This is a genomic window from Bowmanella pacifica (assembly GCF_014645355.1).
Classification (GTDB): Bacteria; Pseudomonadota; Gammaproteobacteria; order Enterobacterales; family Alteromonadaceae; genus Bowmanella; species Bowmanella pacifica.
Genome location: NZ_BMLS01000004.1, coordinates 235,274 through 261,202, shown reverse-complemented (window position 1 = coordinate 261,202; position 25,929 = coordinate 235,274). Strand labels below are relative to the sequence as shown.

At 51.3% G+C, this 25,929-nt stretch carries 23 protein-coding genes; 6 read left to right on the top strand and 17 right to left on the bottom strand.

Annotated features, from left to right (window positions below; genetic code table 11):
- Positions 1 to 37: 37 nt before the first annotated feature.
- Genes gspG through gspC form a run of 5 tightly spaced genes read right to left on the bottom strand, consistent with a single transcriptional unit; the run spans position 38 to position 6,235 of the window.
- Complete coding sequence (gene gspG / locus IEX02_RS14010; RefSeq protein WP_188696409.1) at positions 38 to 478, bottom strand: type II secretion system major pseudopilin GspG; 441 nt, start codon at positions 476 to 478, stop codon at positions 38 to 40.
- Positions 478 to 1,698 (bottom strand): type II secretion system inner membrane protein GspF, encoded by a 1,221-nt coding sequence (gene gspF, locus IEX02_RS14005; protein ID WP_188696405.1) that lies wholly within the window; start codon positions 1,696 to 1,698, stop codon positions 478 to 480. Before gspF ends, gspG begins: the two co-directional genes overlap by 1 nt.
- Before the next feature lie 51 nt (positions 1,699 to 1,749).
- On the bottom strand, positions 1,750 to 3,273 hold the full coding sequence (gene gspE, locus IEX02_RS14000) for a type II secretion system ATPase GspE (RefSeq protein ID WP_308422501.1): 1,524 nt from the start codon (positions 3,271 to 3,273) through the stop codon (positions 1,750 to 1,752).
- Entirely contained in the window at positions 3,273 to 5,342 is a 2,070-nt protein-coding gene (gene gspD / locus IEX02_RS13995) for a type II secretion system secretin GspD (protein WP_188696402.1), read from the bottom strand. Before gspD ends, gspE begins: the two co-directional genes overlap by 1 nt.
- Positions 5,343 to 5,353: 11 nt before the next feature.
- Entirely contained in the window at positions 5,354 to 6,235 is an 882-nt protein-coding gene (gene gspC, locus IEX02_RS13990; RefSeq protein WP_229702226.1) for a type II secretion system protein GspC, read from the bottom strand.
- A gap of 208 nt (positions 6,236 to 6,443) precedes the next feature.
- On the opposite strand from gspC, the gene hslR reads away from it, so the two are divergent.
- From hslR to IEX02_RS13975, 3 genes are all read left to right on the top strand, one after another.
- Positions 6,444 to 6,851 carry a ribosome-associated heat shock protein Hsp15 gene (gene hslR / locus IEX02_RS13985; RefSeq protein WP_188696399.1) on the top strand — a complete coding sequence of 136 codons (408 nt, stop codon included), beginning with the start codon at positions 6,444 to 6,446 and terminating at the stop codon, positions 6,849 to 6,851.
- Positions 6,852 to 6,898: 47 nt separating this feature from the next.
- Complete coding sequence (gene hslO / locus IEX02_RS13980) at positions 6,899 to 7,774, top strand: Hsp33 family molecular chaperone HslO (RefSeq protein WP_188696396.1); 876 nt, start codon at positions 6,899 to 6,901, stop codon at positions 7,772 to 7,774.
- A gap of 333 nt (positions 7,775 to 8,107) precedes the next feature.
- Complete coding sequence (locus IEX02_RS13975; protein ID WP_188696393.1) at positions 8,108 to 9,649, top strand: phosphoenolpyruvate carboxykinase; 1,542 nt, start codon at positions 8,108 to 8,110, stop codon at positions 9,647 to 9,649.
- A gap of 71 nt (positions 9,650 to 9,720) precedes the next feature.
- On the opposite strand, the gene IEX02_RS13970 is transcribed toward IEX02_RS13975, so the two are convergent.
- From IEX02_RS13970 to ompR, 9 genes are all read right to left on the bottom strand, one after another.
- Complete coding sequence (locus tag IEX02_RS13970; RefSeq protein WP_188696389.1) at positions 9,721 to 10,956, bottom strand: ABC transporter permease; 1,236 nt, start codon at positions 10,954 to 10,956, stop codon at positions 9,721 to 9,723.
- Positions 10,953 to 12,137, bottom strand: coding sequence for an efflux RND transporter periplasmic adaptor subunit (locus IEX02_RS13965; RefSeq protein ID WP_188696384.1), 1,185 nt, complete (start codon positions 12,135 to 12,137; stop codon positions 10,953 to 10,955). Before IEX02_RS13965 ends, IEX02_RS13970 begins: the two co-directional genes overlap by 4 nt.
- A complete protein-coding gene (locus tag IEX02_RS13960; RefSeq protein WP_188696382.1) occupies positions 12,134 to 13,282 on the bottom strand; it encodes an efflux RND transporter periplasmic adaptor subunit in 1,149 nt (382 codons plus the stop codon). Before IEX02_RS13960 ends, IEX02_RS13965 begins: the two co-directional genes overlap by 4 nt.
- 1 nt (position 13,283) lies before the next feature.
- Positions 13,284 to 14,228, bottom strand: coding sequence for an HlyD family secretion protein (locus tag IEX02_RS13955; protein ID WP_188696378.1), 945 nt, complete (start codon positions 14,226 to 14,228; stop codon positions 13,284 to 13,286).
- Complete coding sequence (locus IEX02_RS13950; protein WP_188696374.1) at positions 14,219 to 14,896, bottom strand: ABC transporter ATP-binding protein; 678 nt, start codon at positions 14,894 to 14,896, stop codon at positions 14,219 to 14,221. The genes IEX02_RS13955 and IEX02_RS13950 overlap by 10 nt, the downstream gene beginning before the upstream one ends.
- 103 nt (positions 14,897 to 14,999) lie before the next feature.
- Complete coding sequence (locus IEX02_RS13945) at positions 15,000 to 16,379, bottom strand: M16 family metallopeptidase (protein WP_188696371.1); 1,380 nt, start codon at positions 16,377 to 16,379, stop codon at positions 15,000 to 15,002.
- The gene (locus tag IEX02_RS13940; RefSeq protein ID WP_229702225.1) at positions 16,376 to 17,824 is read right to left on the bottom strand and encodes a M16 family metallopeptidase; all 1,449 of its coding nucleotides are present in this window, start codon (positions 17,822 to 17,824) and stop codon (positions 16,376 to 16,378) included. Before IEX02_RS13940 ends, IEX02_RS13945 begins: the two co-directional genes overlap by 4 nt.
- Before the next feature lie 148 nt (positions 17,825 to 17,972).
- Positions 17,973 to 19,289 (bottom strand): two-component system sensor histidine kinase EnvZ, encoded by a 1,317-nt coding sequence (gene envZ, locus IEX02_RS13935; RefSeq protein WP_188696368.1) that lies wholly within the window; start codon positions 19,287 to 19,289, stop codon positions 17,973 to 17,975.
- A 20-nt stretch (positions 19,290 to 19,309) separates the two neighbouring features.
- Positions 19,310 to 20,038, bottom strand: coding sequence for an osmolarity response regulator transcription factor OmpR (gene ompR / locus IEX02_RS13930; RefSeq protein WP_188696365.1), 729 nt, complete (start codon positions 20,036 to 20,038; stop codon positions 19,310 to 19,312).
- 246 nt (positions 20,039 to 20,284) lie between these two features.
- On the opposite strand from ompR, the gene IEX02_RS13925 reads away from it, so the two are divergent.
- Positions 20,285 to 20,692, top strand: a complete 408-nt coding sequence (locus IEX02_RS13925; protein WP_188696361.1) for an OsmC family protein — start codon at positions 20,285 to 20,287, stop codon at positions 20,690 to 20,692.
- Positions 20,693 to 20,734: 42 nt separating this feature from the next.
- On the opposite strand, the gene IEX02_RS13920 is transcribed toward IEX02_RS13925, so the two are convergent.
- Positions 20,735 to 21,637, bottom strand: coding sequence for a phosphoribulokinase (locus IEX02_RS13920; protein WP_188696357.1), 903 nt, complete (start codon positions 21,635 to 21,637; stop codon positions 20,735 to 20,737).
- A gap of 187 nt (positions 21,638 to 21,824) precedes the next feature.
- Here IEX02_RS13920 and hslV point away from each other — a divergent pair, with 187 nt between their 5' ends.
- Positions 21,825 to 22,349 carry an ATP-dependent protease subunit HslV gene (gene hslV, locus IEX02_RS13915; RefSeq protein ID WP_188696353.1) on the top strand — a complete coding sequence of 175 codons (525 nt, stop codon included), beginning with the start codon at positions 21,825 to 21,827 and terminating at the stop codon, positions 22,347 to 22,349.
- Positions 22,350 to 22,436: 87 nt separating this feature from the next.
- Entirely contained in the window at positions 22,437 to 23,765 is a 1,329-nt protein-coding gene (gene hslU / locus IEX02_RS13910) for an ATP-dependent protease ATPase subunit HslU (RefSeq protein ID WP_188696351.1), read from the top strand.
- 22 nt (positions 23,766 to 23,787) lie between these two features.
- Here hslU and IEX02_RS13905 read toward each other — a convergent pair whose 3' ends face one another.
- Both IEX02_RS13905 and IEX02_RS13900 read right to left on the bottom strand, forming a co-directional pair.
- Positions 23,788 to 24,459, bottom strand: a complete 672-nt coding sequence (locus IEX02_RS13905; protein ID WP_188696348.1) for a hypothetical protein — start codon at positions 24,457 to 24,459, stop codon at positions 23,788 to 23,790.
- On the bottom strand, positions 24,452 to 25,714 hold the full coding sequence (locus IEX02_RS13900; RefSeq protein WP_188696345.1) for a GGDEF domain-containing protein: 1,263 nt from the start codon (positions 25,712 to 25,714) through the stop codon (positions 24,452 to 24,454). Before IEX02_RS13900 ends, IEX02_RS13905 begins: the two co-directional genes overlap by 8 nt.
- Between the last annotated feature and the right edge of the window lie 215 nt (positions 25,715 to 25,929).

Below are 25,929 nucleotides of genomic sequence, written 5' to 3'. Positions count from 1 at the left end.
AATCTATCCGGTAGGCGGCGGGACAAACCCGCCGTGATTAATTCAGGAAGTCGTTTAGGTTCCAGTTACCAATATCATCGTCTGTACTTGGCTGCATATCCGGGCCAGCACTGAAGATATCAAAGGTGCCCATTTCTCCAGGGCTGAGCAGGTAATAGTCGTTACCCCAAGGATCCTGCGGCAGACGATTGATAAAACCTTCGGCCGGGAAGTTGCGTGGAATAGGCTCGATGGTCGGTGCGCTGACCAGGGCTTCCAGTCCTTGTTCTGTGGTGGGAAGCAGGTTGGTGCGCACCTTGTACATTTGAATAGCACTTTCCAACTGCTGTATATCGATGGCGGCTTTCTTGAGCTGCGCGCTTTCCTGGTTGCCCAGAATCGCTGGAGCCACCAAGGCGGCCATCATGCCGATAATCAGCAATACCACCATAACTTCGATAAGGCTGAAGCCGGACTGTCTGCGAGTGAGAGTTTTCATTACAAGTTCACCATATTATTTAGGGCCAGAATGGGTTGCAAAATGGCCATGACAATAAACATTACAATAGCCGCCATGCTGACGATCAGCAGGGGCTCAAAGACTTTAAGAGCAACACTAACCTGGGCTTCAAACTCTCTGTCCTGATTGTCAGCCGCTCGTCCCAGCATTTGCTGAAGCTCACCGCTGCGCTCGCCTGAGGCTATCATATGCATCATCATAGGCGGGAACATACGGGTTTTTTCCAGTGCCGCGCGCAGACTGGAGCCTTCTTTTACCCGTTCGGCGGCATCGGCGATTTGGTTACGAATATGCAGGTTTTCCAGCACGCCACCGGCAATGCGCATGCTTTCAAGCAAAGGCACGGCACTGGAGGTTAGAATACTCAGGGTGCGGGAAAAACGTGCGGTGTTCAAACCACGGGAGACTTTGCCCAATACCGGCAGGCGTAAAATCAACTGATGGTAGCGCAGTTTCAGAGCAGGTTGCTGTAGCAGACGCTGAACCAGGACGACCAGCAGCAGAATCACCACCCCGGCAATCAGCACATAGTCACGTAGCCAGTCACTGATACCAATCATAATTTTAGTAATGGTCGGCAGGTCCTGGCCCATGCTGTCGAACTGACCAACGATCTTGGGGACCACTTGGGTCAGCAGGGCGATCACCACCAGCATGGCAATCACCAGCATTAGGCTGGGGTAGATCAGAGCCTGAACAACTTGACTGCGGGTTTGATTGCGTTTTTCCGTGTAATCAGCCAAGCGGTTTAGCACAGTGTCCAAATGGCCGGATTTTTCACCGGCCGCCACCATAGAACGGTAGAGTTGGTCAAATACCTGTGGGTACTCGGCCATGGCGTCCGCCAGGCTATGCCCTTCCACAACCTTACTGCGAACCGCCATCATCATATTTTTATGACGGGGCTTCTCGCATTGCTCGGCAACGGCTTGCAGTGCTTCTTCGATGGGCAAGGCAGATTCCACCAGTGTCGCGATTTGGCGGGTCAGCAAGGCCAAGTCAGCGGCTGAAATACCCTGACGGAATAAACTAACTTTGCCGCCTTGCGAGCGAGTGCGCTCGGAAACCTGCTGCACTTCAATGGGGATCAGCTGTTGCTCGCGAAGCTGGGCACGTACCTGGCGGGCATTGTCTGCCTCCATTACGCCGGACTTATTGCGCCCTCCCTGATCCAGGGCTTTATACGCAAAAGCACCCATCAGTAGAGCCTGCAATCAGAAAGAAAAGTGAAACTGTATCCGGCCATGGCGTTAATCTTCCCTGGTAACCCGCAATACCTCTTCCAGCGAGGTCATACCCAGCAGCACTTTGCTACAGCCATCATCGCGGATACTGGGTACGGAGTGGCGCACATATTTCTCGATAGCTTGTTCACCATGACCATTGTGGATCATCTCGCGAATTTGCTCATCGACAATCAGCATTTCATGGATACCGGTTCGGCCGCGATACCCTGTCTGATTGCAACTGGCGCAGCCTTGAGGGGCAAATATCTTATATTCACTGACCTGATGTGGGGCAATGCCCAGAATCTGACATTCTCGCTCAGAGGGAGAGTGCGGCACTTTGCAATCCGGGCATAAGGTTCTGACCAGCCGCTGCGATAGCACCGCCAACAAGCTGGACGAGAGTAGGAAAGGCTCAATGCCCATGTCTTCCAGACGGGTAATGGCACCGGCAGCGGTATTGGTGTGCAGGGTGGATAATACCAAGTGGCCGGTCAAACTGGCCTGAACGCCAATCTGGGCGGTTTCCAGGTCGCGAATTTCCCCGACCATCACCACATCCGGATCCTGACGTAAAATGGCGCGCAAGCCCCGGGCAAAGGTCATATCCACACGGGGATTAACCTGAGTTTGGCCGATCCCTTCCAGATCGTATTCAATGGGGTCTTCCACTGTCAGGATGTTGCGATCTTTGGTGTTGATTTCGGACAGCCCGGCATACAGGGTGGTACTTTTACCTGAACCTGTGGGGCCGGTGACCAGAATGATGCCATGGGGCTTACGGATAAGCTCGGAGAAGTGCACGCGGATATTCTCCGTCATGCCCAGATCCTGCAAATCCAGATGGGCGGTATTTTTGTCCAGCAAACGCAATACCACTCGCTCGCCGTGACTGGAGGGCATAGTGCTGACTCGTACATCCACCGCCCGACCGGCGATACGTAAGGTGATGCGGCCATCCTGCGGAACCCGTTTTTCAGCGATATCCAGCTTGGCCATTACCTTAATACGTGACACCAGCATGGATGCCATCTTGCGATTAGGGCGCAATATTTCCCGCAATACGCCATCAACCCGAAAACGCACCACCAGTTGCTTCTCGAAGGTCTCGATATGAATATCCGAGGCGCCTTCTTTGATGGCTTCGCCCAGCATAGCGTTGATCAATTTAATGATTGGCGCATCGTCTTCGGATTCAAGTAGATCTTCTGTTTCCGGCAATTCTTCGGCTAGTGCAAACAGGTCACCTTCATTGCCTATATCTTCCATCAATTGCTTGGCTTCAGATGAGTCGCGCTGGAAGGCTTTGGTCAGCAGGTTTTCAAATTTTTCCGGGGCGATTTCGTTTAGTTGAAACTCACGTCCCAAAAAGCGCCTGACTTCGGCAAACACGGCAAAGGGGGTTTGCGCGGTATGGTACAGCAGCGCTGGTTCCTGGCCGGTATCCAGCAGCACCTTGTTGCGCTTGGCAAAGCCAAAGGCCAACTGCTTATGGGCTGGCATCAGATCGTCGACTGGCGCTGGTTCTGTGGTTTGCACCCTTTCCATTAATCTTTCCCACCGCCTTGTTTGGCTTGTTCCGCTTTGCGCTTTTGCTCCATTACCTCATCAAAAGTGGGGGGTAAGCTCAGGGCGTCATTCCATTCGGGTAAGACAGGTGTTTCCGTATAAGGCATCAACGGCACACCTTCGGACTGGCGCTTAAGTTGCTCGGCACGGATAAAGTTGTACTTACGGTGACTGATGGTATTCATGGTCACGCCGTCCTTAATAATGGTCGGACGTAAAAACACCATCAAATTACGCTTACGTTTGGATGTGGAGGTGGATTTAAACAGGTTGCCCAGAATCGGGATATCACCCAGTAGCGGCACCTTAGACACACTTTCCTGCACGTCTTCGTCGATCAGACCGCCCAGCACCACTGTGCCACCGTCTTCCACTAATACTGTGGTCTTCAACTCGCGTTTATTGATGGAAATATCCACCCCTGTGGTACCACTGACGCTGGAGACTTCCTGCTCAATAGTCATCTGTACACCGGAGCCTTCGTTGATCTGCGGAGTCACCTTTAGCTTAATGCCCACTTCCTTACGATCTACGGTGGTGAAGGGGTTGTTATTATTGGCGCTGGCGGATGAGCCGGTAATGATGGGCACTTCCTGTCCCACAATAAAGAAGGCTTCTTCGTTATCCATGGTAGTGATATGCGGTGTTGCCAGCACATTGGAGTTGGTATCGGTACTCACGGCCTGGACGATGGCTCCCCAGCCATTTTTTACTACGCCGTACATGGCACCGTTAAGGCCTCCCAACATGTTGGCCAGGGCGGTGAGATCGCCTTCAATGGTTTCTGTGGTCACGATAGGAGTGCCATCGGCACTGTAAGTGGTGCGATTAACTTCCCGGTCTTCGGCCTGACGCAGAGCTACACCCAGGGCACCTATAGGTACGGTACCATTGGTAAACTGTTGGCCGCCGCCGTTCTCACTGATCCACTGTACGCCCAGTTGGGTGCCGTCACCTTCAAAAACTTCAACAATAATGGCTTCCACTTGCACCTGGGCGCGGCGGATATCGAGTTGACGAATCACTTCTTCCAGCGAGCGCATCATGTCCGGCTCGGCGGTGATCACCAGGGCATTGGAATCCGGGTGCGATTCAATACTGATATCGCGTTTACCGCTGGTGCGTCTGGCATTGGGCTGAGCTGCACCTTGTTCTTCGGCCTGAATGCTGGCGCTAACACCTTGTAATACTTTGACTAAATCTTCCGCCTTGGCGTACTTCAGGTAAATAACCCGGGTATTGCCGCTGGTTTCCAGTTCCTTATCCAGTCGCTCAATCAAATTAATCAAACGCTGTCTGGCTTTAATATCGCCGCTGATAATCACACTGTTGGTTCTGTCATCGGCCACCACTCGGGGTTCTAAGGCGTCAACACCACCTTGTTTCGCACCCTGATTTTTATTGATGCTGTCGACGATGCGCACCATTTCGGAGGCGGAGGCGTATCTGAGCTTAATGATATCCACTTCTTTATCACCGGCCTTGTCCACCCGCTCGATAATTTCGACTAATCGGTTAACCACCGCAGCGCGGCCGGTTAACAGCATCACATTGGACTGGTCATAACTGACCACATTGCCGCCGCCTGCCTGGTCGTTAAGCTGGCGAAGCAGGGGGGCTAATTCCCGTACCGAGCCGTTATACAGGGGCACCACGCGCGTGATCATCTCATCGCCGTCAAAGGAAGTACCTTCTATTACCGGAATGTTGGATGACTTGGCGTCTTTGTCTCTTACCACCTTGAGAATGCCACTGGGCATTTCTACTACCGCAAAACCATAAACTTGCAGCACATTGAGGAAAAACTGGTAATACTGCTCTTCTGTCAGCAAGTCGTAGCTACGAACCGTGATCTTGCCTCGCACGTTGGGGTCAACGATGATGGTCTTCTTCAGGTTTTTGCCGACAATATTGATAAATTCATCAATGTCGGTGCCTTTGAAATTCGGTGAATACTCAGCGGCGCTAATAACTGATGCGGTGCACAACAACGCCGCACTGGCGGCGACACTAAGCTGAGTAAGCAGGCGACGGCTGAATAGCCTCATGGTGATTATCCTTATAATTCGCTGTCGTCGGATGGAAGATCCAAATACAGAGTCAGCAACTCGCCGTCTCTGTCTACTGTCAGTTGCAGTGATTCGGTTTCACGCAACATGGACATGGCTTCCATGGACTGCTGGATATCAGTCAAATCCAGACCGTTGATTTCGGTGACTACGTCATTAGCTTGCAGGCCGGCGGCCTGGAACAAAGCGGGTTTCTTACCCGGACTGACGCGATAGCCTTTAAGTTCACCATCCACCATATGCTGGCTGATGGCGATATAGTCGGTAAAGTTAGCCGGAGACGATTGCAGGGCCTGAGTGGCCTGGGCAGCCTCACGGCTCAATGAACGGCGCTGGGGGGCAGGGGCCGGCGAAGGTGAAGTGTTACGCTGGTCGTTAAGTTGCCTGCCTTTGTTGAACTCAATTCCGTCCAGCATCAGGGTTTCCATGCGTGGACCATTTTTGATGATTATGCGATCGGCATAGACTTCATTGACCGTTGCATTGGTACCGTCAATTTTTTCTCCGATCCCATACGTATTCTGTTTGCCCTGATTTTCAATAATGGCGGCCCCACGCTCAACATTATCGCTGGCTACCACACCGGTCAGTGTCAGATTAAGATTAGTTTGAGGCGCGTCTTCTACCACTACCGGCTTAGTGTCGTTGGCCTGCGGTCTGCCAAACAAATCCAGACGCTGAATGTCGTTAATGTTAACCTGAGCCCGCTGATTTTTTGTGCGGTCTAGCATAACGGCCTGAGCGGGCAGGGCATCCTGGGTCGGATTAGGTAACAAACGCCAGGTAAGGTCAGCGGCAAAGGCCAGTAAATACAGGCTAAGCAGAATGACCAGGACTTGCGCAATACGATGTTGATGTCGTATCAAGCTCAACCAGACTTGTTGAAAATTGTCAGATTTTAGCGTTATCACGTTGCTGCCATATTATCGGGTCAAGTCTTGGGGGCTCGGTAGCCAAAGATGTGGCATGCTGAAGGGGAAACCTGACCTGTGCTAAACTATCCAGCCCATCATAGCCAGTCGCTAAAAGGGCCACAACTTTAATCCTGTAAAGTTACTAAAAAATTACATTCCCACACATATGAACACAGTTACGCAAAAAAACAATCACGACACTGCAGTACGCTTAGATAAGTGGCTGTGGGCCGCCCGCTTTTTTAAAACCCGCGCCTTAGCCAGAGACATGGTGCAGGGGGGAAAAGTACAATATAACGGGCAGCGGAGCAAACCCAGCAAGATAGTGGAGCTTGGCGCGACCCTAAAAGTTCCGCAGGGTCATGATATAAAAGAGGTGATTGTGCGTGAAGTGCATGATAAACGCCGCGCTGCGTCTCTGGCACAAGCCATGTATGAAGAGACGGAGCAGAGTGTGGCAGCGCGCGAAGCCAATGCTGAAGCCAGGCAAGCGGGGGCCTTGTACAACCCGCGACCTGAACATAAACCTGACAAGAAACAGCGTCGTGATATTATCAGGTTTAAACATCAATAGTTGCCAGCTGCCGATATATGGCGGGGTGTAATACAGAGAAGCAAAGCATGTCTGAAAACAATGATAATCTATACCGCTACCTGTTTGAAAAAGCGCATGTCAGGGGTGAATTAGTTCGTTTGCAGAACAGTTATGCGGCGGTACTGGCTGCGCAGGACTATCCGCCTCCGGTTCGCCGTTTAATGGGCGAGCTGATGGCCGCCACTTCGCTATTAACCGCTACCCTCAAGTTTGAAGGGGATATTGCAGTGCAACTGCAAAGTGAAGGACCCATCAAATACGCGGTGATTAATGGTACCCACAAGCAAGAACTGCGCGGTGTCGCGCGTTGGGATGGTGACGTACCCAATGATTTTGCCAGCATGTTTGTAAAAGGGGTGATGGCTATCACAATAACCCCTAAAGATGGCGAGCGTTATCAGGGTATGGTGGCGTTGGATAAGGACAGTCTGGCGGCGTGTCTGGAAAGCTATTTCAGCCAGTCTGAGCAATTAGCCACCAGAGTGGTCTTGAAAACCCGTTCAGAGGTTAACGTTCCGCTTGCTGCGGGAATGTTGCTGCAGGTACTGCCGGTGGCGGCTTCCGCCCATGAAGAGTTTGAGCATCTGGCTCAGATTACCGACACCATCACGGCCGAAGAACTGTTGGAGTTACCGGTACAAGATATTCTTTATCGCTTGTACCACCAAGAAGAGGTTGAGCTGTTTGCCCCGCAACCTGTGCTGTTTAAATGCAGTTGCAGCCGTCAACGCAGTGCTATGGCGCTGGCCTCGGTAGATAAGCAGGATTTGCTGGACATTGCCGCTAAAGACGGTGAAGTGGCGATCAACTGTCAATATTGTCATGCCGAATATCGCTTTGATGCCATCGACATTGAAGCCATTCATGCAGGGCAGTTTGATCAACCTTCCTCGCTGAGCTGAAAACGGCGTTAAAGAAACAAGTTATCAGATGGCAGCCGCCCGGTTGATAGAGGGCGGTCTTAGCCAAGACTGTTCACATCTGCCATCTGCCATCTGCCATCTGCCATCTGCCATCTGCCAACGTTCAATCGTCATAAAATTCCAGAAAATCGCTTTTCTTTCGCCAGCTGTAGGTATAACTGAAAGTTATGGATCAAATTTATGAAAGTCTTTCAGATTAGGCGAAAAAATATCCGTTTCTCCTACCCCTACACAGCCTAATTCCTGTATGATGCGCGCCAAAAAATAATATTGAAAGAACATCTGAAAGCTTTACATCTGGAGTACCCGCAAATGACCTCTGTTCCCCCGAATCTTTTAGTGGATCTGACCTCGGCCGAGTTGATCGAGCAAGCCTTGTCCCGTGGTGAAGGCCATCTGGCCGCCAACGGTGCCCTGGTAGTAGAAACCGGCGTCCGTACTGGCCGTTCACCTAAAGACCGTTTTATTGTCAAGGAAGCCTCTACCGAGCAGGAAATCGAATGGGGCGCAGTTAACCGTCCGTTTGACGCTGATAAATTTGATGCACTATGGGACAAGGTGGACGCTTATCTGGCGGGTAAAAATCACTTTATGTCGCATCTGGAAGTAGGGGCGGATCCAGAACATTATCTGCCGCTGCAAGTGCGTACCGAAACCGCTTGGCATCAGCTGTTTGCCCGTAACTTATTTATTCGTCCCAAAAACTGGAATCATGCCGGCAAAGAAGCTTGGCAGATCCTGAATGCACCGGGTTTTGTTTGTGAACCCGAGCGCGACGGTACTAACTCCGATGGCGTGGTGATCATTAACTTTGCGAAGCGCAGAGTGTTGCTGGCGGGTATGCGCTATGCAGGGGAAATGAAGAAATCCATGTTCTCGGTGCAGAACTTCTTATTGCCAGCAAAAGATGTCTTGCCTATGCACTGTAGCGCCAACGTAGGCGAACAGGGCGATGTCACTTTGTTCTTTGGCTTGTCTGGTACGGGTAAAACCACCCTGTCGGCAGACCCGTCGCGTTTCCTGATTGGTGATGATGAACATGGCTGGGCACCGGGCTCTGTATTCAATATTGAAGGCGGTTGCTACGCGAAATGTATTGACCTGTCTCAGGCCAATGAGCCGGTTATCTGGGATGCCATTCGTTTCGGTACTGTGCTGGAAAACGTCGTTCTGGATGACAAACGCGCCCCTGATTACAGAGACAGTAGCCTGACGCAAAATAGCCGTGCTGCTTATCCTCTGGAGCATATTGAAAAGCGTGAAGTGGCAAACCGTGCCGGTGAGCCGCGTGCCGTAGTATTTCTGACTTGTGATGTCAGCGGTGTGTTGCCGCCGGTGTCTGTGTTGTCTGAGCAAGCCGCTGCATACCACTTCCTGTCAGGTTACACCGCCAAGGTTGGTTCAACCGAGATTGGTTCGACCGCTGCCATTGAGTCAACATTCTCAACCTGTTTTGGTGCGCCTTTCTTCCCTCGTCCTGCCGGCGTGTATGCCGAGCTGCTGATGAAGCGTGTGCGTGAGTTTGGTGCCAAGGTTTATCTGGTCAATACCGGCTGGACCGGTGGTCCTTACGGTGTGGGCAGCCGTTTTGATATTCCTACCACCCGTGCAGTGGTGGATGCCATCGTTAACAACAAGCTTGAAGGTGTTGCTACTGAGCATCTGCCTCAGCTTAACCTGGATGTGCCTGTCGCTGTCCCTGGTGTAGACAGCAAGCTGCTGAATCCACGTAATACCTGGGCTGATCCAGCTAAGTACGACGAGTATGCGGCTAACCTGGCCAAGGAATTCAGTCAGAACTTTGCTAAGTACGAAGTTTCTGAGGAAATCCGCCAAGCCGGTCCTCAGGCGTAAGCCAAAAAGACAAAAAAGGGTTGCCACGGCAACCCTTTTTTATTGCTTGCTGCCAAAGCAGCGCCTCATACCTAATGATGTTGCAAGGCTTCGATGGGATCCAGCTGCGACGCTTTGATGGCAGGGTAGATACCAAAACCCAGGCCAATGGCGGTACATATACTAAAAGACAGTAATATGGCCGTGACTGACCAACTGACCGCCCAGCCGCTGAATAAGGCGATCACCTCTGACAGGCCAATACCAAACAGAATACCCAGCAAGCCACCGACAATTGAGATGGTCAGACTTTCCGCCACAAACTGAATACGAATGTCTTTACAGGTAGCCCCAATAGCCCTGAGCAAGCCTATTTCCGTGGTGCGCTCCAGCACAGTGGCCAGCATAATGTTCATGATGCCTATGCCACCGACCAGCAATGAAATACCGGCCACACAGGACATCACTATATTAAATATTTGTTGGGTTTGCTTTTGCTGTGCCAGCAAGGCGGCAGGAACCACCATATCAAAATCATCAATCTGATTGTGGCGCTGTTCCAGCAGACGGTTTATCGCCTTCGCCGCCACCAACGGATCGGTATCATCGCGGATTTCCAGTTTCAGGCTGGTCAATTCACTGTCCAGTTGTTCGGCTGGAAACTTGCGTAGCGCCGTTTGCAGAGGGATAAACACCTGGTTCTGCTCGCCACCCAGCTTGATGCCCTGAAACTCTTCTTTGCTCAAATAAGGTGCCTGCAGAACACCCACGACTTTAAACCACAGATGGTTAATTTTAATGTTCTGGCCCAATGCATCTCCAAGGGGAAACAACTGAGCGGCAGTATTGGCACCGAGCAAGGCAACCTGATTAAGATGGCGCTCATCGTCCTCATTCAGAACCCTGCCTTCGGCCAATGCCAGTTTGCTCAAGGTAAAATAGCTGGCGCTCACGCCAACGGCTTCACCATCACTACGTCCGGCATGACTGAACAGCTCAAAGGTATCCAGGGTTTTCATGGCAGCAAAAGCGCTAACAAAAGGCAGGCTGCTGGTGGCGACCTCGCCGTCACGAAGGTTCAGCCCCCTGGAATGTTTGCGCTGTTCTTGTAGGGTCTCCTGATCAAACTCTTGTGCGTTAATAATCAGATTACGCAGACCCATGCTGTCTATCATACGCAGAGCTTCACGCTCTGCGCCGGTGCCAATATTCAGCATGGCAATCACCGCCCCCACACCAAAAATCATCCCCAGCAGGGTTAAAAAGGTACGCAGTGTGTGTTGGCGTAATTCGTCCAGGGTATCGAGTAATAACAACAGATACTTCACAATTTATCCTCGATATTGATCAAGGCAATCTCATCGCCTTCGTCAAGGCCCGCGATGATTTGCGCATGAGACAGGCTGGTACGACCGACCTGAACAGGCACGGTGGTAAAATCACTTCCGTCTTTGCGAAACACCTGATAGTTGTTCTGCTGATTAAACAGGCTTTGCAGCGGTACTACCAAACTGTCGGGTTGTTCCAGTACCTTAATCCGCGCTTCCACTTTACGTCCAGGCACCAATAAATCCGGATCCTGCTGAGCCAGGCTAACGGTTACTTCATAGTATTTTTGCGGGTCATTGCGCCTGATACTGGAAGGCATAGGGGCTACGCTCTCTACCTTGCCTTGTAGTTCAAGCTGTGGTTTTGCCACCAGATATAGGCTCACGGCCTGACCGGCAGCCAGATCCAAGGCTTCGGACTCCAGCACAAACAGCTTGGCCTTGACCAGGCTGAGATCTGGCAAGGTGGCAATTTTGGAGCCTGGCCACATGGTTTGGCCAACGCTGGGCTTTTGCCCGGACCAGTCCGCGTAATAGACCAGCGTGCCATCATGAGGAGCACGCACTTCCAGCAGTTCCAGGCTGCTGGTGAAGGAGTTGAGCCGTTGTTGATGTTGCGATTTCTGCATGGCCAACAGCCCTAGCTCTCCTGCTGAACTTTGTTTAAAGCTGTCGTCTTTCCAGTGCAGATAGCCTTGTTTCGCGGTCAGATATTCTTTGTTTTGTAAGGATTCCAGAATTTCCAGCTTGGAGCGGATTTGCACATCGTCAATGGCAAATTGCTCGGCAAACTGCTTCTCTTCGCCGACCAGTTCGATGTCCTGTGTAATGGCCACTCCTTCGGTGGCCAGCGAGGCATCCTTTTCCTGGATATCCAGGTTACTCAGGGCAATTCTGTGCTCAAACTGTTGGGCTCTGACTGACAGGCTTTCGCCGTCAAAACGGGCGATGACATCACCGGCTTTGACCTGGCTAAATTCGGGTGCCAGCCAGGCCAGGCTTTGTGGGCCATTACGAAAGGCGGGAGCGGTAAGGGCTTCGGATTTAGCAGCAAACAATTCACCACTGGCGGGCACTATGACCGACAAGGTTTGGCGCTGTGCTTCATACAAGGGAATCTGGTTACTTTCTTCGCTACAGGCAACCAGCAGTAAACTCGACAGGCAAATTAGGCTCCTCATGGCAGTACACTCTCTCCTTCATCCAGGCCGCTTTGTACCACCGCCCGTCCTTGTGTTAGCGAGCTGAGCTTTACGTCGCGCTCGCTACCGTCGGTTAACCGTACCCAGTGACGCTGGCCATCGGTTTTGACCAGATGCTGGGGTAGGGTCAGGGCTTGGTCAAATTGCTGAACCTGAATTTTTACCCTGGCGGTCATGCCCGGCCGCATGGTATTCAGGTCGATATGAACCAGCACAATGGCAGCATCAATGATACGACGCTTGTCCTGTCTGGACATATTACGGAACACTTGTCCTAATGAGGCAACCGTGCCGCTTAATGCAATGTCCTGGCTACCGGACAGTAAAATGTCAACTTTCTGGCCGGCTTTCACCTGGCCGCTGTCTGCTTCCCGGATCTGGGCAACAATTTGCAATTGGTCGGGCTTGGCAATTTCCATCACCGCCTGGCCAAAGTTGACCGACTCGCCAACCACTGGCTTTTCGCCGTTCCAGTCGGCCTTGTACAGCACGATTCCGTCAAAGGGGGCATGCACTTGCAGCTTGGCAATAGATTGCTTCAGCTCGCGTACATCGCCTTGCAGACGCTCCACTTTGGCACTGGCCAGTTTGATATTGCGTTTCTTGGATGCCTGATGGTGTTTTAGCTTCTCGTTGGCCAGATGCAAATCAATTTGTGCGATTTTAAAATCCAGCACACTTTTCTGACGCTCTAACTCAGAGCGTGAGTTATCGACAATGTCGGCCCGGCGTTTGGCCTTATCAAAGTTCATTTGCATTTCGGCCAGTGCCAGTTTCAGTTCCTCTTCATCGGCTTCTTGTTTCAGGCTTTGGTTTTCCAGCTCCTTTTTGGCCGTAGCCAGCTCGGCTTGCTTATCCAGCATGCGGTCGCGAACTTGCTTGTCATCAAATGCCAGCACCAGTTCGCCCTCTTTAACCTTGCTGTTCTCTGTGGCCATCTGCTTAATTTGAAACTGCCACATGCGGGCTACTGCCGGGGGCGCCAAGGTACTGCTCTGTAACGGCTTCAACTCGCCGCTGGCTTCGACATGACTGGTCAGGCTTTCGCGTTTGACCTGATAGCTAGACTCCGGGCTACATGCCGCCAATAAGGAAAACAGGGTGATCAACAGGATGCGATTCATGCTACTGCCCCCCCTTCAATTCCAGTTGCGCACTCATGCCTGGCAGTAGCTGAATGTCTTGCGGATTTGTGAAGGTGAAAGTACTGCGAAAATAGGCATCATTGCCCCATTCACGACGCTGCTCTGGTTGCTGTGATACTTCCTTTAGCGTTGCGTTTATCTGATGCCCGGGGTAGGCGTCAAAGCGCAAGGTGGCGTCTTGACCTGCGATGAGTTTTGTCTGGTCAGCTTCGTGCACCCAAGCCTCAACATACAGGCCGGAGATAGCCGGAATCTCAGCGATGCGCCAGCCCGGCTGGGCGGTGATACCGGTAAACATTTTTTCCCCTGTCCAGGGGTGGTCGGCGTAAATCACCGGGCCGCTGCGCTGGGCGGTTTGACTCATCAGCGATAATTTATGACGGTGATAGGCCAACTGCCGTTCATGATTACTAATTTTCAGTTGCTGCTTTTCAATGGCGGTTTGATGGCTGAGCCTGGCCTGTTCCAGCTTGTCTTCGGCCTTGGTTCTGGCAACCAGGGCTTTTTCCAGTTCCAACTGGTATTTTTCAAAATCGAACGCACTGTGTGTCCCTTTGGGCACCGAGGCATCCAAGCGTGCTTTTTGTACTAATAGCTCTGCACGTTGCAACCCAGATTGGGCTTCAAGCACTTTTAGTTCGCCGTCTGACTGCTGACGAACCAGTTCTTCACGGGCAGTGATCAGGCTGGTTTCTTCCTGATCAATACTGTTTTGGATACTGCTGCCGTCAAATACCACCACAGGTTCACCGATCTGGGCGACCTGACCCTCTTTCATTAGCCAGTCAACCTGCACGCGCCAATTGTCGGTGCGTGGTGCATAAAATGCCTGGCTTTCGGCTGCCCGCACCTGACCACTGAGAATCAGCGGAGAGGCTTGTAGTTGGCCGCCGAGCAAAATCAGCGCGAGATACTTCAATTGCATTTGCTGTCCTCCACCACCAGGCCGTCTTTCATGCGGATAATACGTTGGGCATGAGCGGCAATGTCCTCCTCATGGGTGACCATGACTATGGTTTGTCCTTGTTGATGTAAACCACATAGCAACTCCATGATTTCTTCTGAGGTACGGGTGTCGAGGTTACCAGTGGGCTCATCGGCAAAAATTACCTTGGGGTTATTAATCAAGGCTCGGGCAATGGCTACACGCTGGCGCTGGCCACCTGACATCTCAAAAGGTTTGTGGTGACTGCGATGTCCCAAACCAACTTTGTCCAACATGGCGGCGGCGCGCTGTTGGGCGGCGGGCAGAGAAATGTCCGAATAACGCAGCGGCAACATGACATTCTGCAGGGCCGAGAGCCGGGGCAGCAGATGAAAGGTTTGGAAAATGAAGCCGATTTGTTGGTTGCGGATTGTGGACAAGGATTCATCGTCCATGCTGGCGATATCCTGCCCGGACAGGCGGTAGTGGCCACCTGAGGGTGAGTCCAGACAACCGAGAATATTCATCAAGGTGGATTTGCCGGACCCTGACGTCCCCATAATGGCAACAAATTCATTTTCGTCGATGCGCAGTGACACCTCATCGAGGGCGACAACGCGGCTTTCCCCGCTACCGTAATGACGGCTTAATGCTTGTACTTCGATCATCCATATCACTTGCAGTGTTACGCTGGAATAGTCATCGCTAAAGGTGTGATGGAACCAGGGATTATTATTGGATCGGCGCCACTAGGCGCCGATCGGTTTTTTCTTAGAGCTTAAATAACTCTTTTAGTTCAGGGACTTGTGTTAGTTGCTCGCGCACCGATGGATCGCCGACAACCACCAGGGTCATCTTATCCATGGGCAGATACTTAGCCGCTAATGCAGACACCTGCTCCGGTGTCAGGGCGTTAACGCTTTGCAAGTAGGTTTCCAACCGCGACAAGGGCAAGCCATGGCTCTTTAAATTCCACAGCTGGTTAATAATGGCGGTACGGGAAGAGTTTTGCAGCACGTAAATACCCGACAGGTAGTTTTTGAAGCCATCCAGTTCTGCCACCGACGGTGCTTCAGTTTGCAGACGCTTAATTTCTTTGACGATCTCGGCAATGGCTGCGCCGGTGGACTCGGCGGTCACATCTGCGGCCTCATACCACAGGGCTGCTCCCACCCTTGACGCAACGCTGCTGCCTGGGGAATAGGTGTAGCCCTTGTCTTCACGAATATTGCTGGTAATACGGCTGGAAAATGCGCCGCCCAACAAGGTATTCATGACGTTCAGGCCGATATAGTCAGGGTGCGAGGGGTCTACCACCGGCAGTCCCAGGCGCAGTGTTGACTGGGGCGCTTCAGGACGGTCAATAAACACCAGGCTGGCGTTATCTTGCATCTCGGGTTTGGCCAGTGTTCTGCTTTGTCCTGCGGACATAGTGGCAAAGGCTTGGCGAATCGCCTGCTCGGTCTGCTTTTCGTCAAACTGACCAGAGACATATAAATGACTGCGTTTAGCCACCAGGTTGGTCTCAACATAAGCTCGCACGTCGGCCAGGGTTAACCCTTGTACCTTAGCTTCGTCGGCAAGTACATTGGCATAGGGGTGAGTGCCATACAGGGCCTGATAAAATGCCTCTGTGGCCTGACTCTGTGCCTGAGACTTACTGACTTTCAGGTCTCTGACAAAGTTTGTCACAGCACGCTGCAGGTCTGACTCTGTAAACTTTGGATGTAATGCCAACCCGGCTAACAGATTTACTGCATCGGGAGCGAACTCACTAAGTACATCCATTTGCAGGAAGCTGCTGTTCGGGCCAACTGAGGTATTAACCTGTCCACCCATGTCAGCGGCGGCTTCAGCAATCTGTTTGCCACTGAGGTTTTGGCTACCTTCGGTTAGCAATTGATAGCTGATGTCGGAGACAGCATCTTTGCCATTATCATCGACGTTGCCGGTATCGGTGATTAGCCGCAGTGTGACTTTCGGGGTTTTTCCATAATGGACAAAGGTCACCGTCAAGCCGTTTTCAAGCTGGATATCCCGTGTTTGGGTCAGTTTGAAATCTTTCGGCTGGCCACCGGCTGGTGGCAGCTCTTTTGCCAGGCTGGTACCACTCAGCAGCAGCGCGCACAGGGCTATAGCGATATTTTTCATTGTTGTTCTCCTTGCTGCGTTTGGGCTGGCTCTTCACCCGGAGTCAGGGTAAGGATGGTGCGGTTTCCCGGACGTAGATATTCCTTAACCGTCGCCTTGATCAGCTCTGGTGTGACAGCTTTGAAATTCGCTTCCAGTTCGTTGATTCGGGCTGGGTTGTTGTCAAACAGCGCAAAGCTAGCGAGCAAATCCAGCTTACCGAAGCCGTAAAAACCGTCGATGTTGTCGAACAAATCCGAGCGCAGTTTCACCAGTGCCCGCTGCACATCTTTTTCATCGATAGGCTGCTCGGCCAGTCTGGCAATAACAGCGTCAACTGCCGCGACCAGTTCCTTTTCACTGTGCTGCTCGTCGTGAGTAAAGGAGCTCATCCACAGCATGGGCCCGTTGTAGTTGAACATATTACCGAGCAGGTAGTTGATGCCGCCGCCTACATCGCCGGTCAGTTGTTTGTCTTTAACCAGTTCCTGATGCAACAAACTGTCATCGCCCTGCACCAGTAGCTGGTCAATGATGCCCATCGCATAGTACTCAGGGGTATTACGAGGCGGCATTTTGTAAGCAAAGGCAAAGGCGGGTTTTGGCGCCAGGCGGTCAAACTTGTTAAAGCGTTTTTCTTGCTCCTGGCGCAGTTCGGTCAGGTCAGGCTGGGCTGCCAGCTCGGCGGCGGGTAAGTCACCAAAGTATTTGGTGACCATAGCCAAGGTTTCTTCCACGTTCACGTCACCCACGACCACAACCACTGCGTTATTGGGCGCGTAATACATATCGAAAAAAGCCTGCACATCTTCCAGGGTGGCGGCATCAAGATCGGCCAGGTCACCGTAGAAATTATGGGCGTTGTACCAGTTATTAAAGGCGTACTGCGGCATATCCAACCAAGGGAATCCCCCATAAGGTTGATTCAGTACATTTACTTTTACTTCGTTCTTGACCACCCCTTGCTGGTTGGTCAGATTCTCCTGAGTGATGGCCAGACCTTTCATGCGATCGGCCTCCGCCCACAACATGGTCTCCACTTTGTGCGCTGGCACGATTTCGAAGTAGTTGGTGTAGTCAAAGCGGGTGGAGCCGTTCAATACACCGCCGTTGTTTTGCACCAGACTGATAAATTCCATTTTGCCGAGGTTTTCAGAACCCTGAAACATCATATGTTCGAACAGGTGGGCAAAACCCGTTCTGTCCTTGGGCTCGATACGAAAACCTATGTTGTAGTACACCCCGACGGTGGCGATGGGGGCCGTATCATCGGGTGAGATGACCACTTTCAGGCCGTTATCTAGCGTGCTGTAGTGAACCGGCACCTTGAAACTGACCGGGCTGGACGCTTCAGGAGCTTGTTTGGCCAGTTTATCTGCCAGCGCCTCGGTGCCGGTATCGGCCGGCTTGGGGCTGCAGCCGAGCATCGTCAATGCCGCAGCCAGTGCGACGACTTTGTATGACATGGTAATTCCTTGCTGTAGTTGTTGTTGTCACACCGATGTGGCTGGTGCGCAACCACTATAACCAGCTAAAAATGGCCTAGCAATTGACAAGGGGGTTAACGGTGCCTGGTGTGGTGAAAAAATTGTAAATAAATTTTTTGCTGATGAATCAGCGGTGCTTAGCCGCGTTTTCAAGTTTACAGGGCAATACTACTCTGGCCACCAATCCACCCTGAGGATGATTGGTCAGACTGATACTGCCAAGGTGCATGTCAACGATACGTTTGATAATGGCCAGTCCCAGGCCCGAGCCGAGGCTGCCGCGCGCCTTATCCCCTTGCGTGAAGGGTTGAAACAGGTTTTCGATTTGATCTTCTGGAATGCCCGGCCCCTGGTCACGCACGCTAAAGCTGACGGTCTTGCGTTTTTTATCGTAGGCGGAGCTGATTTCAATGTGCCGGCTGCCATAGCGAAAGGCATTTTCAATCAGGTTGTCCAGTACCCGCTTAATCGCAACCTTACGTAGTTGCAGGTCGGGCAATTCCGCCAGGTTAAGATCAATTTGATGATTTTCCTCGATATTTCTGACCCGCACAACATCATCGATCAAGCTGTTCAGATTGACTCGCTCCAACTTTTCCTGGCGATCCTGACGCACATAGTTGATGAACTGATCGATAATATCGTTCATATCTTCAATGTCGTGGTTAATACCGTCTCTCACCCAGGCTTGTTCGTCCGGCAGCATCTCGGTTGCCAGTCTGATGCGGGTCAGCGGGGTGCGTAAATCATGGGAAATACCGGCGGTTAGCAAGGCCCGGTCATCTTCCAATTGCTTTATACCTCTGGACATTTGGTTAAATGCCCGGGTTACCGCCATGATTTCGCTCGACCCTTCCTCCTTCAAGGGGGGAGGGAAATTACCTCTGGCCACGGCTAGCGCTGCCTGCTGCAACGCTTGCAAGGGTTTGTTTAAACGCCTGACAAACAGCCAGCCGCCGGCGACACTCAGTACCCCAATAACCATCAAGTAAATGGTCAGTGGCGAGATATCGGTTTCTCCCAGCCCTTGCATGGGAATGGTTATCCATAAGTTGCGGTCTTGCGGAGGATTAACCCAGAACAGATAAGGGGCACCAGGGGTAATACGTACATCGGCACTGCCGCCAAGTCGGGTCGACATCTGCCGAGATAATGACGAATAGTGCCTGGCCTGATCTAAACCTTGTTTACGTGCCTCAGCCTCAGACAGGATTTGAATGCCTGTGGCTTCGAAGAATTTCTCATGCAGTTTAGGATCCTGGTGATCCAGGCCTTCCAGAAAAATCACATTTACCTGATTGGCCAGCAAATGATTGATCTGCTGGTAAGTGGGGCGGATAAAGTAATAAGTGACAGACAGGTACGAGACCACCTGGTTTATCAGTAACAATAAACCAATTAATAAGACTGTCTGGCCAAAGGCGCTTTTAGGCAGCAGGCGCATAATGATTCTAATTAGTCAGACTAATTATTCTTCTTCTCGCCATCGGGTACGAAAACGTAGCCCAAGCCCCATACGGTTTGTATATAACGTGGGTTAGCCGGGTCTTCTTCAAGCATGCGACGTAATCGGGAGACTTGCACATCAATACTGCGCTCCAGGGCACTGTAATCACGTCCGCGAGCCAAGTTCATCAGCTTGTCGCGGGACAGGGGAGTTCTGGGGTGGGTAACCAAGGATTTCAGCACGGCAAACTCGCCGCTGGTTAAGGTCATAGGCTGACCATCGGCGGTCATTTCCCGAGTTGCCAGATTAAGTTGGTATTTACCAAAAATAACTATTTGTTCTTCTTGCGAAGGGGCGCCAGGTGCTTCTGTGGTGCGGCGTCGTAATACGGCTTTGATGCGCGCTAAGAGTTCACGCGGATTAAAGGGCTTTGGCAGGTAATCATCGGCTCCCATTTCCAGGCCAATAATACGATCCACTTCATCGCCTTTGGCGGTCAGCATAATAATGGGAATTTCGTTTTCCTTCTGCCTTAAGCGCCGGCAAATAGACAAGCCGTCTTCACCGGGCAGCATCAAATCCAGCACCATTAAGTGGAAGTTCTCCCGTTCCAGGAGGCGGTCCATTTGTTCGGCATTGGCGGCAGTTCTGACCTGGTAGCTTTGTTCTACCAAATAGCGCTCTAACAGACTGCGCAAGCGCATATCATCATCGACTACCAGAACCTTTGGTGTTTCCTGTCCCATTATTCTCTTCACCTAAACAAGACGACCCGGCTGGTAAGGCGCACTTGAACAGGGCGTAACCAACCTAGCGTAGTAACTGTTACTATAAGGTAAAGCATAAATAAATTAAAAGCTTGCCTGTCCTTCAGGGCAGTTGTTACAAAGTTTGTGGAGTGCAGCTTACTGGCGTTAGCTGGTGGCTTTAGGCAAAATAGTGCGACGACAATATAAGCCGTATCTGCGAAGGCGGCGAACTGGGAGTAAAACATGCAAGCATCAGTAAAATGGCTGGATGGTTACCGTTTTATCGGTACTTCTGACAGCGGTCACGCCGTAGTGATGGATGGCGATAAGCAGACTGCCGCCACACCGATGGAAATGGTGATGATGGCAGCTGGTAGCTGCGCATCTGTGGATGTGGTTAGTATCCTTAAAAAAGCCAAACAAAAAGTTTCTGGTGTCGAGGTGAAGCTCAGCGCAGAGCGTGCCGATGCTGTGCCAGCGGTATTTACTAAGCTACATCTGCACTTTGTTGTGAGTGGGCAGGGCGTGAGTGAAAAACATGTGGAACGGGCGGTAAATCTGTCAGCAGAAAAATACTGCTCAGTTTCCATTATGTTGGGCAAATCTGTTGAAGTTGGTCACAGTTTTGAGGTGGTGGAAGCCGAATTCTGAGTTGCAGGGCAGATGCAAAAGCCTTTGCATCTGCCGTTGGGTTTATTTCTCCGCGACCCAATCCATTTGAAAGCTGGCCCGGCGTTTCTTATCCATTAATTCCTCAATCAGTGGTGAGAGTATCAGCTCCATGGCCAGCCCCATCTTACCGCCAGGTACCACTATGGTATTGATTCTGGACATAAATGCACCGTCGATCATTTGCAATAAGTAGGGGTAATTAACGTTTTTCATTTCGCGGCGAAAACGCACCACTACATAGCTTTCATCATGAGATGGAATTTCTCTGGCGCTGAACGGGTTAGAGGTATCTACCGTGGGAACACGTTGGAAATTGACATGGGTGCGGGAAAACTGCGGGGTAATATACTGGAAATAATCATCCATGCTGCGCACTATGCTACTCATGACCGCTTCACGGGAGTGGCCCCTGTCAGTCGTGTCTCTGACAATTTTTTGTATCCATTCCAGGTTAACGATGGGCACCATGCCAACCAGCAGATCAACATGTTTGGCGGCATCGGCCTCTTCCGTAACTACGCCACCATGCAAGCCTTCATAGAAGAGTAAATCAGTGCTTCTCGGGAGATCCTGCCAGGGCGTAAAAGTGCCGGGCATTTGATTAAAGGGTACCGCATCATCAAAGCTATGCAGATAATGACGATATTTACCTGTGCCGGTTTCACCGTACTCTTTAAACAAACTCTCCAGTAACACAAAGTCATTGGCTCGGGGGCCGAAATAGCTGATATGGCGCCCTTGTTCCTGGGCTTTACGGATTTCGACTTCCATTTCTGGCCGGGTATAACGGTGAAAGCTATCCCCCTCAACCAATGCAGCATTGAGCCCCAGGTTGCGAAAAATATGACGTATAGCGTTAGTGGTTGTGGTGGTGCCGGCACCGGACGAACCGGTAATGGCGATAATGGGGTGCTTTGCAGACATGGTTCTGTTGGTTTGGAAACCGAACGCTATTTATAAGCAAGCGGGCAGGGAGGGTCAAGGAATTCAATTGACGGAGCAATTGTCGGCATGACCCGAACCTCACTTGAAAATTTCCGGCTTACCCCCAAATACTGACTAATCTCATAGAATCGGCCGACAGGCAGATAGACATTCTTAAGGAGTCCGAGTGACTACGATAGTTTCAGTAAGACGCAACAACCAAGTGGTGATCGCCGGGGATGGTCAGGTGTCTCTGGGCAATACCGTAATGAAGGGAAATGCCCGCAAAGTGCGTCGTCTTTATCAGAATAAAGTACTGGCTGGATTTGCCGGTGGCACTGCTGATGCGTTTACCCTGTTTGAGCGATTTGAGTCCAAATTGGAGATACATCAAGGGCATTTGATGCGAGCCGCCGTGGAGCTGGCGAAAGACTGGCGCACCGATCGAATGCTGCGAAAACTGGAAGCGTTATTGGCGGTGGCCGATGAAACGGCTTCTCTGATCATTACCGGTAATGGCGATGTATTGCAGCCCGAGATGGATTTGATTGCCATAGGTTCGGGTGGCCCCTTTGCGCAAGCTGCCGCCACTGCCTTACTGCAAAATACCGAATTAAGTGCCCGTGAAATAGCAGAGAACAGTTTGACCATTGCCGGTGATATTTGTGTGTTCACAAACCAAAATCACACCGTCGAGCAATTAGATTACTGATAGCAGCGTAAAAGCCTGGATAGCTGGGCTTTATGCTTCCGCGCCAGCGTGGCGCAAGAAACGATTTAGATTGAAAAAGGTTTATCCATGTCGGAAATGACCCCCAGAGAAATTGTCCATGAATTGGACCGTCATATTATTGGCCAGCAAGGCGCTAAGCGTGCAGTTGCTATCGCATTGCGTAACCGCTGGCGTCGCATGCAGCTTAATGAAGAGTTGCGCCATGAAGTTACGCCTAAGAATATCCTGATGATAGGCCCCACTGGTGTGGGGAAAACCGAGATTGCTCGCCGCCTGGCAAAACTGGCCAACGCCCCCTTCATTAAGGTTGAAGCCACTAAGTTTACCGAGGTGGGCTACGTCGGTAAGGAAGTGGAAGCGATTATTCGCGACCTGGCAGATATTTCTGTGAAAATGACCAAAGAACAGGAAATGACCAAGGTTCGTTATCGTGCCGAAGAAGCGGCCGAAGAGCGGATTCTGGACGCCCTGTTGCCGCGTCCCGAGAATGCCTGGGGAGAGCGCGAAGAAGGCCAGGACAAAGGTACCCGCCAGGCGTTTCGTAAGAAATTGCGCGAAGGTCAGCTAGACGACAAAGAGATTGATGTGGATGTCGCTTTGCCGCAAATGGGCGTGGAAATTATGGCGCCGCCAGGTATGGAAGAAATGACCAACCAACTGCAGAGCATGTTCCAGAACCTGTCCGGCACGCAGAAAAAGAAGAAGAAGCTGAAGGTGAAAGAAGCCTTTAAGCTGTTGATTGAAGAAGAAGCGGCCCGTCTGGTAAACCAGGAAGACCTGAAAGAAAAGGCCCTGTTCAACGTTGAGCAGCATGGCATCGTGTTTATCGATGAGATAGACAAGATCTGCAAACGTGAAAATACCAATGGCGCAGACGTGTCCCGCGAGGGGGTTCAGCGTGATTTGCTGCCGTTGGTGGAAGGTTCTACGGTGAGCACTAAACACGGTATGGTGAAAACCGACCATATTTTGTTTATTGCTTCCGGCGCATTTCAGATGGCCAAGCCTTCTGATTTGATCCCCGAATTACAAGGCCGTTTACCCATCCGGGTGGAACTGAGTGCACTGACAGCCAATGACTTTATCCGCATTCTGACTGAGCCCAATGCCTCGCTGACCGAACAATATGTTGAGCTGATGCGCACCGAGGGCGTCGATGTAGCATTTACCCAGGATGGTATCGAGCGTATTGCCCAGGCTGCCTGGCAAGTGAATGAACGTACCGAGAATATCGGTGCACGACGTTTGCATACGGTCATGGAAAAACTGATGGAGGAGATCTCGTTCTCCGCCTCGGAGAAGCAGGGTGAAAAGCTGCTTATCGACGCTGACTATGTGAAAGGCCACCTGGACAGCCTGGTGGAAGACGAAGACTTAAGTCGTTTTATCTTGTAAAAATGGGCCTGCGGGCCCTTTTTTATTGGTGCTGTAAGGTCATTCGCACGCCCAGGCGTTTCCACAACCTGACACTGAGCAATACATGCAGGTTGAGGAGTAAAATTAAGCTCCATTCCACCGCATTTTCTATGCGTTCATACCCCTCGCCCATACTTGCGTCCAGTGCAAGTGAGAGTAGGGCAAGCGATAAGGTCAGTGTGCTGAGCGTCAGCAAATGACGTCCAGTGCTGCGGGTTAAGGGCGATTGAGAGAGCGTAGCGGCCAATATAAGCTGGCAGATAAAGGTCAACCCAAGGTAAGTGACAACCCCGGTGCGTCTGAGCAGATAGGGGATATCGCCATCATGGCCAAGACTCAGGGTATACACACTCAGCGCTACGCTGGCCAAGCTTCCAAGCCAGCCAATTGCAAAAACCTTGTGTGTAAAATGGTGGCGTAGCCAATATTGATTTAACCACCAATACAAAGCCAGCAGTAACATAGCAGGCAGCATACCGCCCTTAAAAACGAAATAAGCGACACCCTGACGACCGGTAGCACTGATGCTGTGACAATCCAGCCAGTAAGGGTTGCACCAAGCCAAAGTCTCCTGACTAAAGTTGAGTAGCAGACAGAGATGGGTCGTCAATAGTGGCAGCAGGGCGACCAGTAAGCCCAGGGGATAGAGTCGACAGCCTGACTGGTCAGACACACACACGATTGCGACCAAGATCCTTGGCCTGATAGAGACGATTGTCGGCTTCTACCAACATGCTATGGCCCAGGTCGCTGTCGAGCTTGTCACTGATGCCAAAACTAATAGTTACCTGCAGATCTTTGGCTAATTTTTCCCATGGCCAGGCTTCGACCTTAGCGCGTACCCGGTCAACCAGGCCTTCTGCCTGATGTTTGTCGGTATGGGCCATTAGGATAACGAATTCCTCACCGCCGTAACGGCACAGAATGTCGGCGTCACGAATTTCATCCTGCATTAGGATGGCAACCTGTTTAAGTACGGCATCGCCAATTTGATGTGAGAATCTGTCATTAATCTGTTTGAAGTTGTCGATATCACCCAGGGCCAATGCCAGCGTATCCTGATAGCGGATAGCCTGGTGATGAAGCATACGAAACTGCTGGTTAAAGTAACGACGGTTATGCAAACCGGTCAGCTCATCCCGTAAGGATAGTTCCTGCAGGGCTTCCGCCTGGGCCTTAATGGTTTCGTTAGAGGCTTTAAGCTCAGCATAGGTGTTGCTCAGCTCTTGCGCCATACGATTAAACTCCCTGGCGAGCAGCGCCACTTCGTCCTTACCCTCGACCTGTACACGCTGGTTGAGGTTGCCTTTACTCATTTCGATGGCAGCCCGTGTCAATGCCCGCATGTGCTTAACCAATTGGCTACCCATGGTCAGACTGAGCAGTAAGGTGACCGCTAAACCCGCCGCCGCACCAATTAGCATGCTGCGACTCTGAATCATTAAATAAGATTTATCCTGCTCGGTAAGCGGTAATTCTCCACCGCTTAAGGCATAGCCAACCAATTCACCGCCGGATAAGAGTGGTGACGCTTGCTCTATCTGCTCGGCAGACAGTTGCTGACCAAGCTCAAACTCAAAAAAGGGCAGGAAGATATAGCCCTGTTGATCGGCTAATACAAAGCGAAAGTTGTCTGCCAGTGACGTGGTGGGGACAGGTGGGCGTCGTCCGGGGGAAGAGGCCGAATGTGGCTGGCGAGTAGTCAGGTATTGATTTATCAACAGGGCTGATTGCGGGCCGCCCCATTCACCATGTTCCTGGCGAAACTCTTCAATGGCGCGAACAAAGCGTTTGAAATGCACATCCTTGGCTTCACTGATAAAACGCTGTTCTAATAACCAGGGGGTAATAAGTGCCATAACACTAATAGCTGCCAAGCTGGTAATCAGCATGGATAACGTCAACTTAGTGCGTAATGAGTTCAGCAAAGGCTTCTCCTGAAAATCCTTGTTCTGACGATGTTTGTCCCTTGGGCTGATGCCCCATCGCCCCCGGCTATGGCTGCTAGCTGGCATGATAGACCAATTTTTTGGCAAATACAGCGCAAAGGTCTCATGGCCCGTTTAATTCGTCTTGAAAATGTATTTTCTTTTGGAAACTTTTGCCAATCGTGCTATATCGCAGCACAATTTAAGCAAGCACA

Bases quoted from the DNA above. Each gene is read 5' to 3' on its own strand.
- gspG (WP_188696409.1), bottom strand. From the start codon at position 478: ATGAAAACTCTCACTCGCAGACAGTCCGGCTTCAGCCTTATCGAAGTT.
- gspF (WP_188696405.1), bottom strand. From the start codon at position 1,698: ATGGGTGCTTTTGCGTATAAAGCCCTGGATCAGGGAGGGCGCAATAAG.
- gspE (WP_308422501.1), bottom strand. From the start codon at position 3,273: ATGGAAAGGGTGCAAACCACAGAACCAGCGCCAGTCGACGATCTGATG.
- gspD (WP_188696402.1), bottom strand. From the start codon at position 5,342: ATGAGGCTATTCAGCCGTCGCCTGCTTACTCAGCTTAGTGTCGCCGCC.
- hslR (WP_188696399.1), top strand. From the start codon at position 6,444: ATGAACACAGTTACGCAAAAAAACAATCACGACACTGCAGTACGCTTA.
- hslO (WP_188696396.1), top strand. From the start codon at position 6,899: ATGTCTGAAAACAATGATAATCTATACCGCTACCTGTTTGAAAAAGCG.
- IEX02_RS13975 (WP_188696393.1), top strand. From the start codon at position 8,108: ATGACCTCTGTTCCCCCGAATCTTTTAGTGGATCTGACCTCGGCCGAG.
- IEX02_RS13965 (WP_188696384.1), bottom strand. From the start codon at position 12,137: ATGAGGAGCCTAATTTGCCTGTCGAGTTTACTGCTGGTTGCCTGTAGC.
- IEX02_RS13960 (WP_188696382.1), bottom strand. From the start codon at position 13,282: ATGAATCGCATCCTGTTGATCACCCTGTTTTCCTTATTGGCGGCATGT.
- IEX02_RS13955 (WP_188696378.1), bottom strand. From the start codon at position 14,228: ATGCAATTGAAGTATCTCGCGCTGATTTTGCTCGGCGGCCAACTACAA.
- IEX02_RS13950 (WP_188696374.1), bottom strand. From the start codon at position 14,896: ATGATCGAAGTACAAGCATTAAGCCGTCATTACGGTAGCGGGGAAAGC.
- IEX02_RS13945 (WP_188696371.1), bottom strand. From the start codon at position 16,379: ATGAAAAATATCGCTATAGCCCTGTGCGCGCTGCTGCTGAGTGGTACC.
- IEX02_RS13940 (WP_229702225.1), bottom strand. From the start codon at position 17,824: ATGTCATACAAAGTCGTCGCACTGGCTGCGGCATTGACGATGCTCGGC.
- envZ (WP_188696368.1), bottom strand. From the start codon at position 19,289: ATGCGCCTGCTGCCTAAAAGCGCCTTTGGCCAGACAGTCTTATTAATT.
- ompR (WP_188696365.1), bottom strand. From the start codon at position 20,038: ATGGGACAGGAAACACCAAAGGTTCTGGTAGTCGATGATGATATGCGC.
- IEX02_RS13925 (WP_188696361.1), top strand. From the start codon at position 20,285: ATGCAAGCATCAGTAAAATGGCTGGATGGTTACCGTTTTATCGGTACT.
- IEX02_RS13920 (WP_188696357.1), bottom strand. From the start codon at position 21,637: ATGTCTGCAAAGCACCCCATTATCGCCATTACCGGTTCGTCCGGTGCC.
- hslU (WP_188696351.1), top strand. From the start codon at position 22,437: ATGTCGGAAATGACCCCCAGAGAAATTGTCCATGAATTGGACCGTCAT.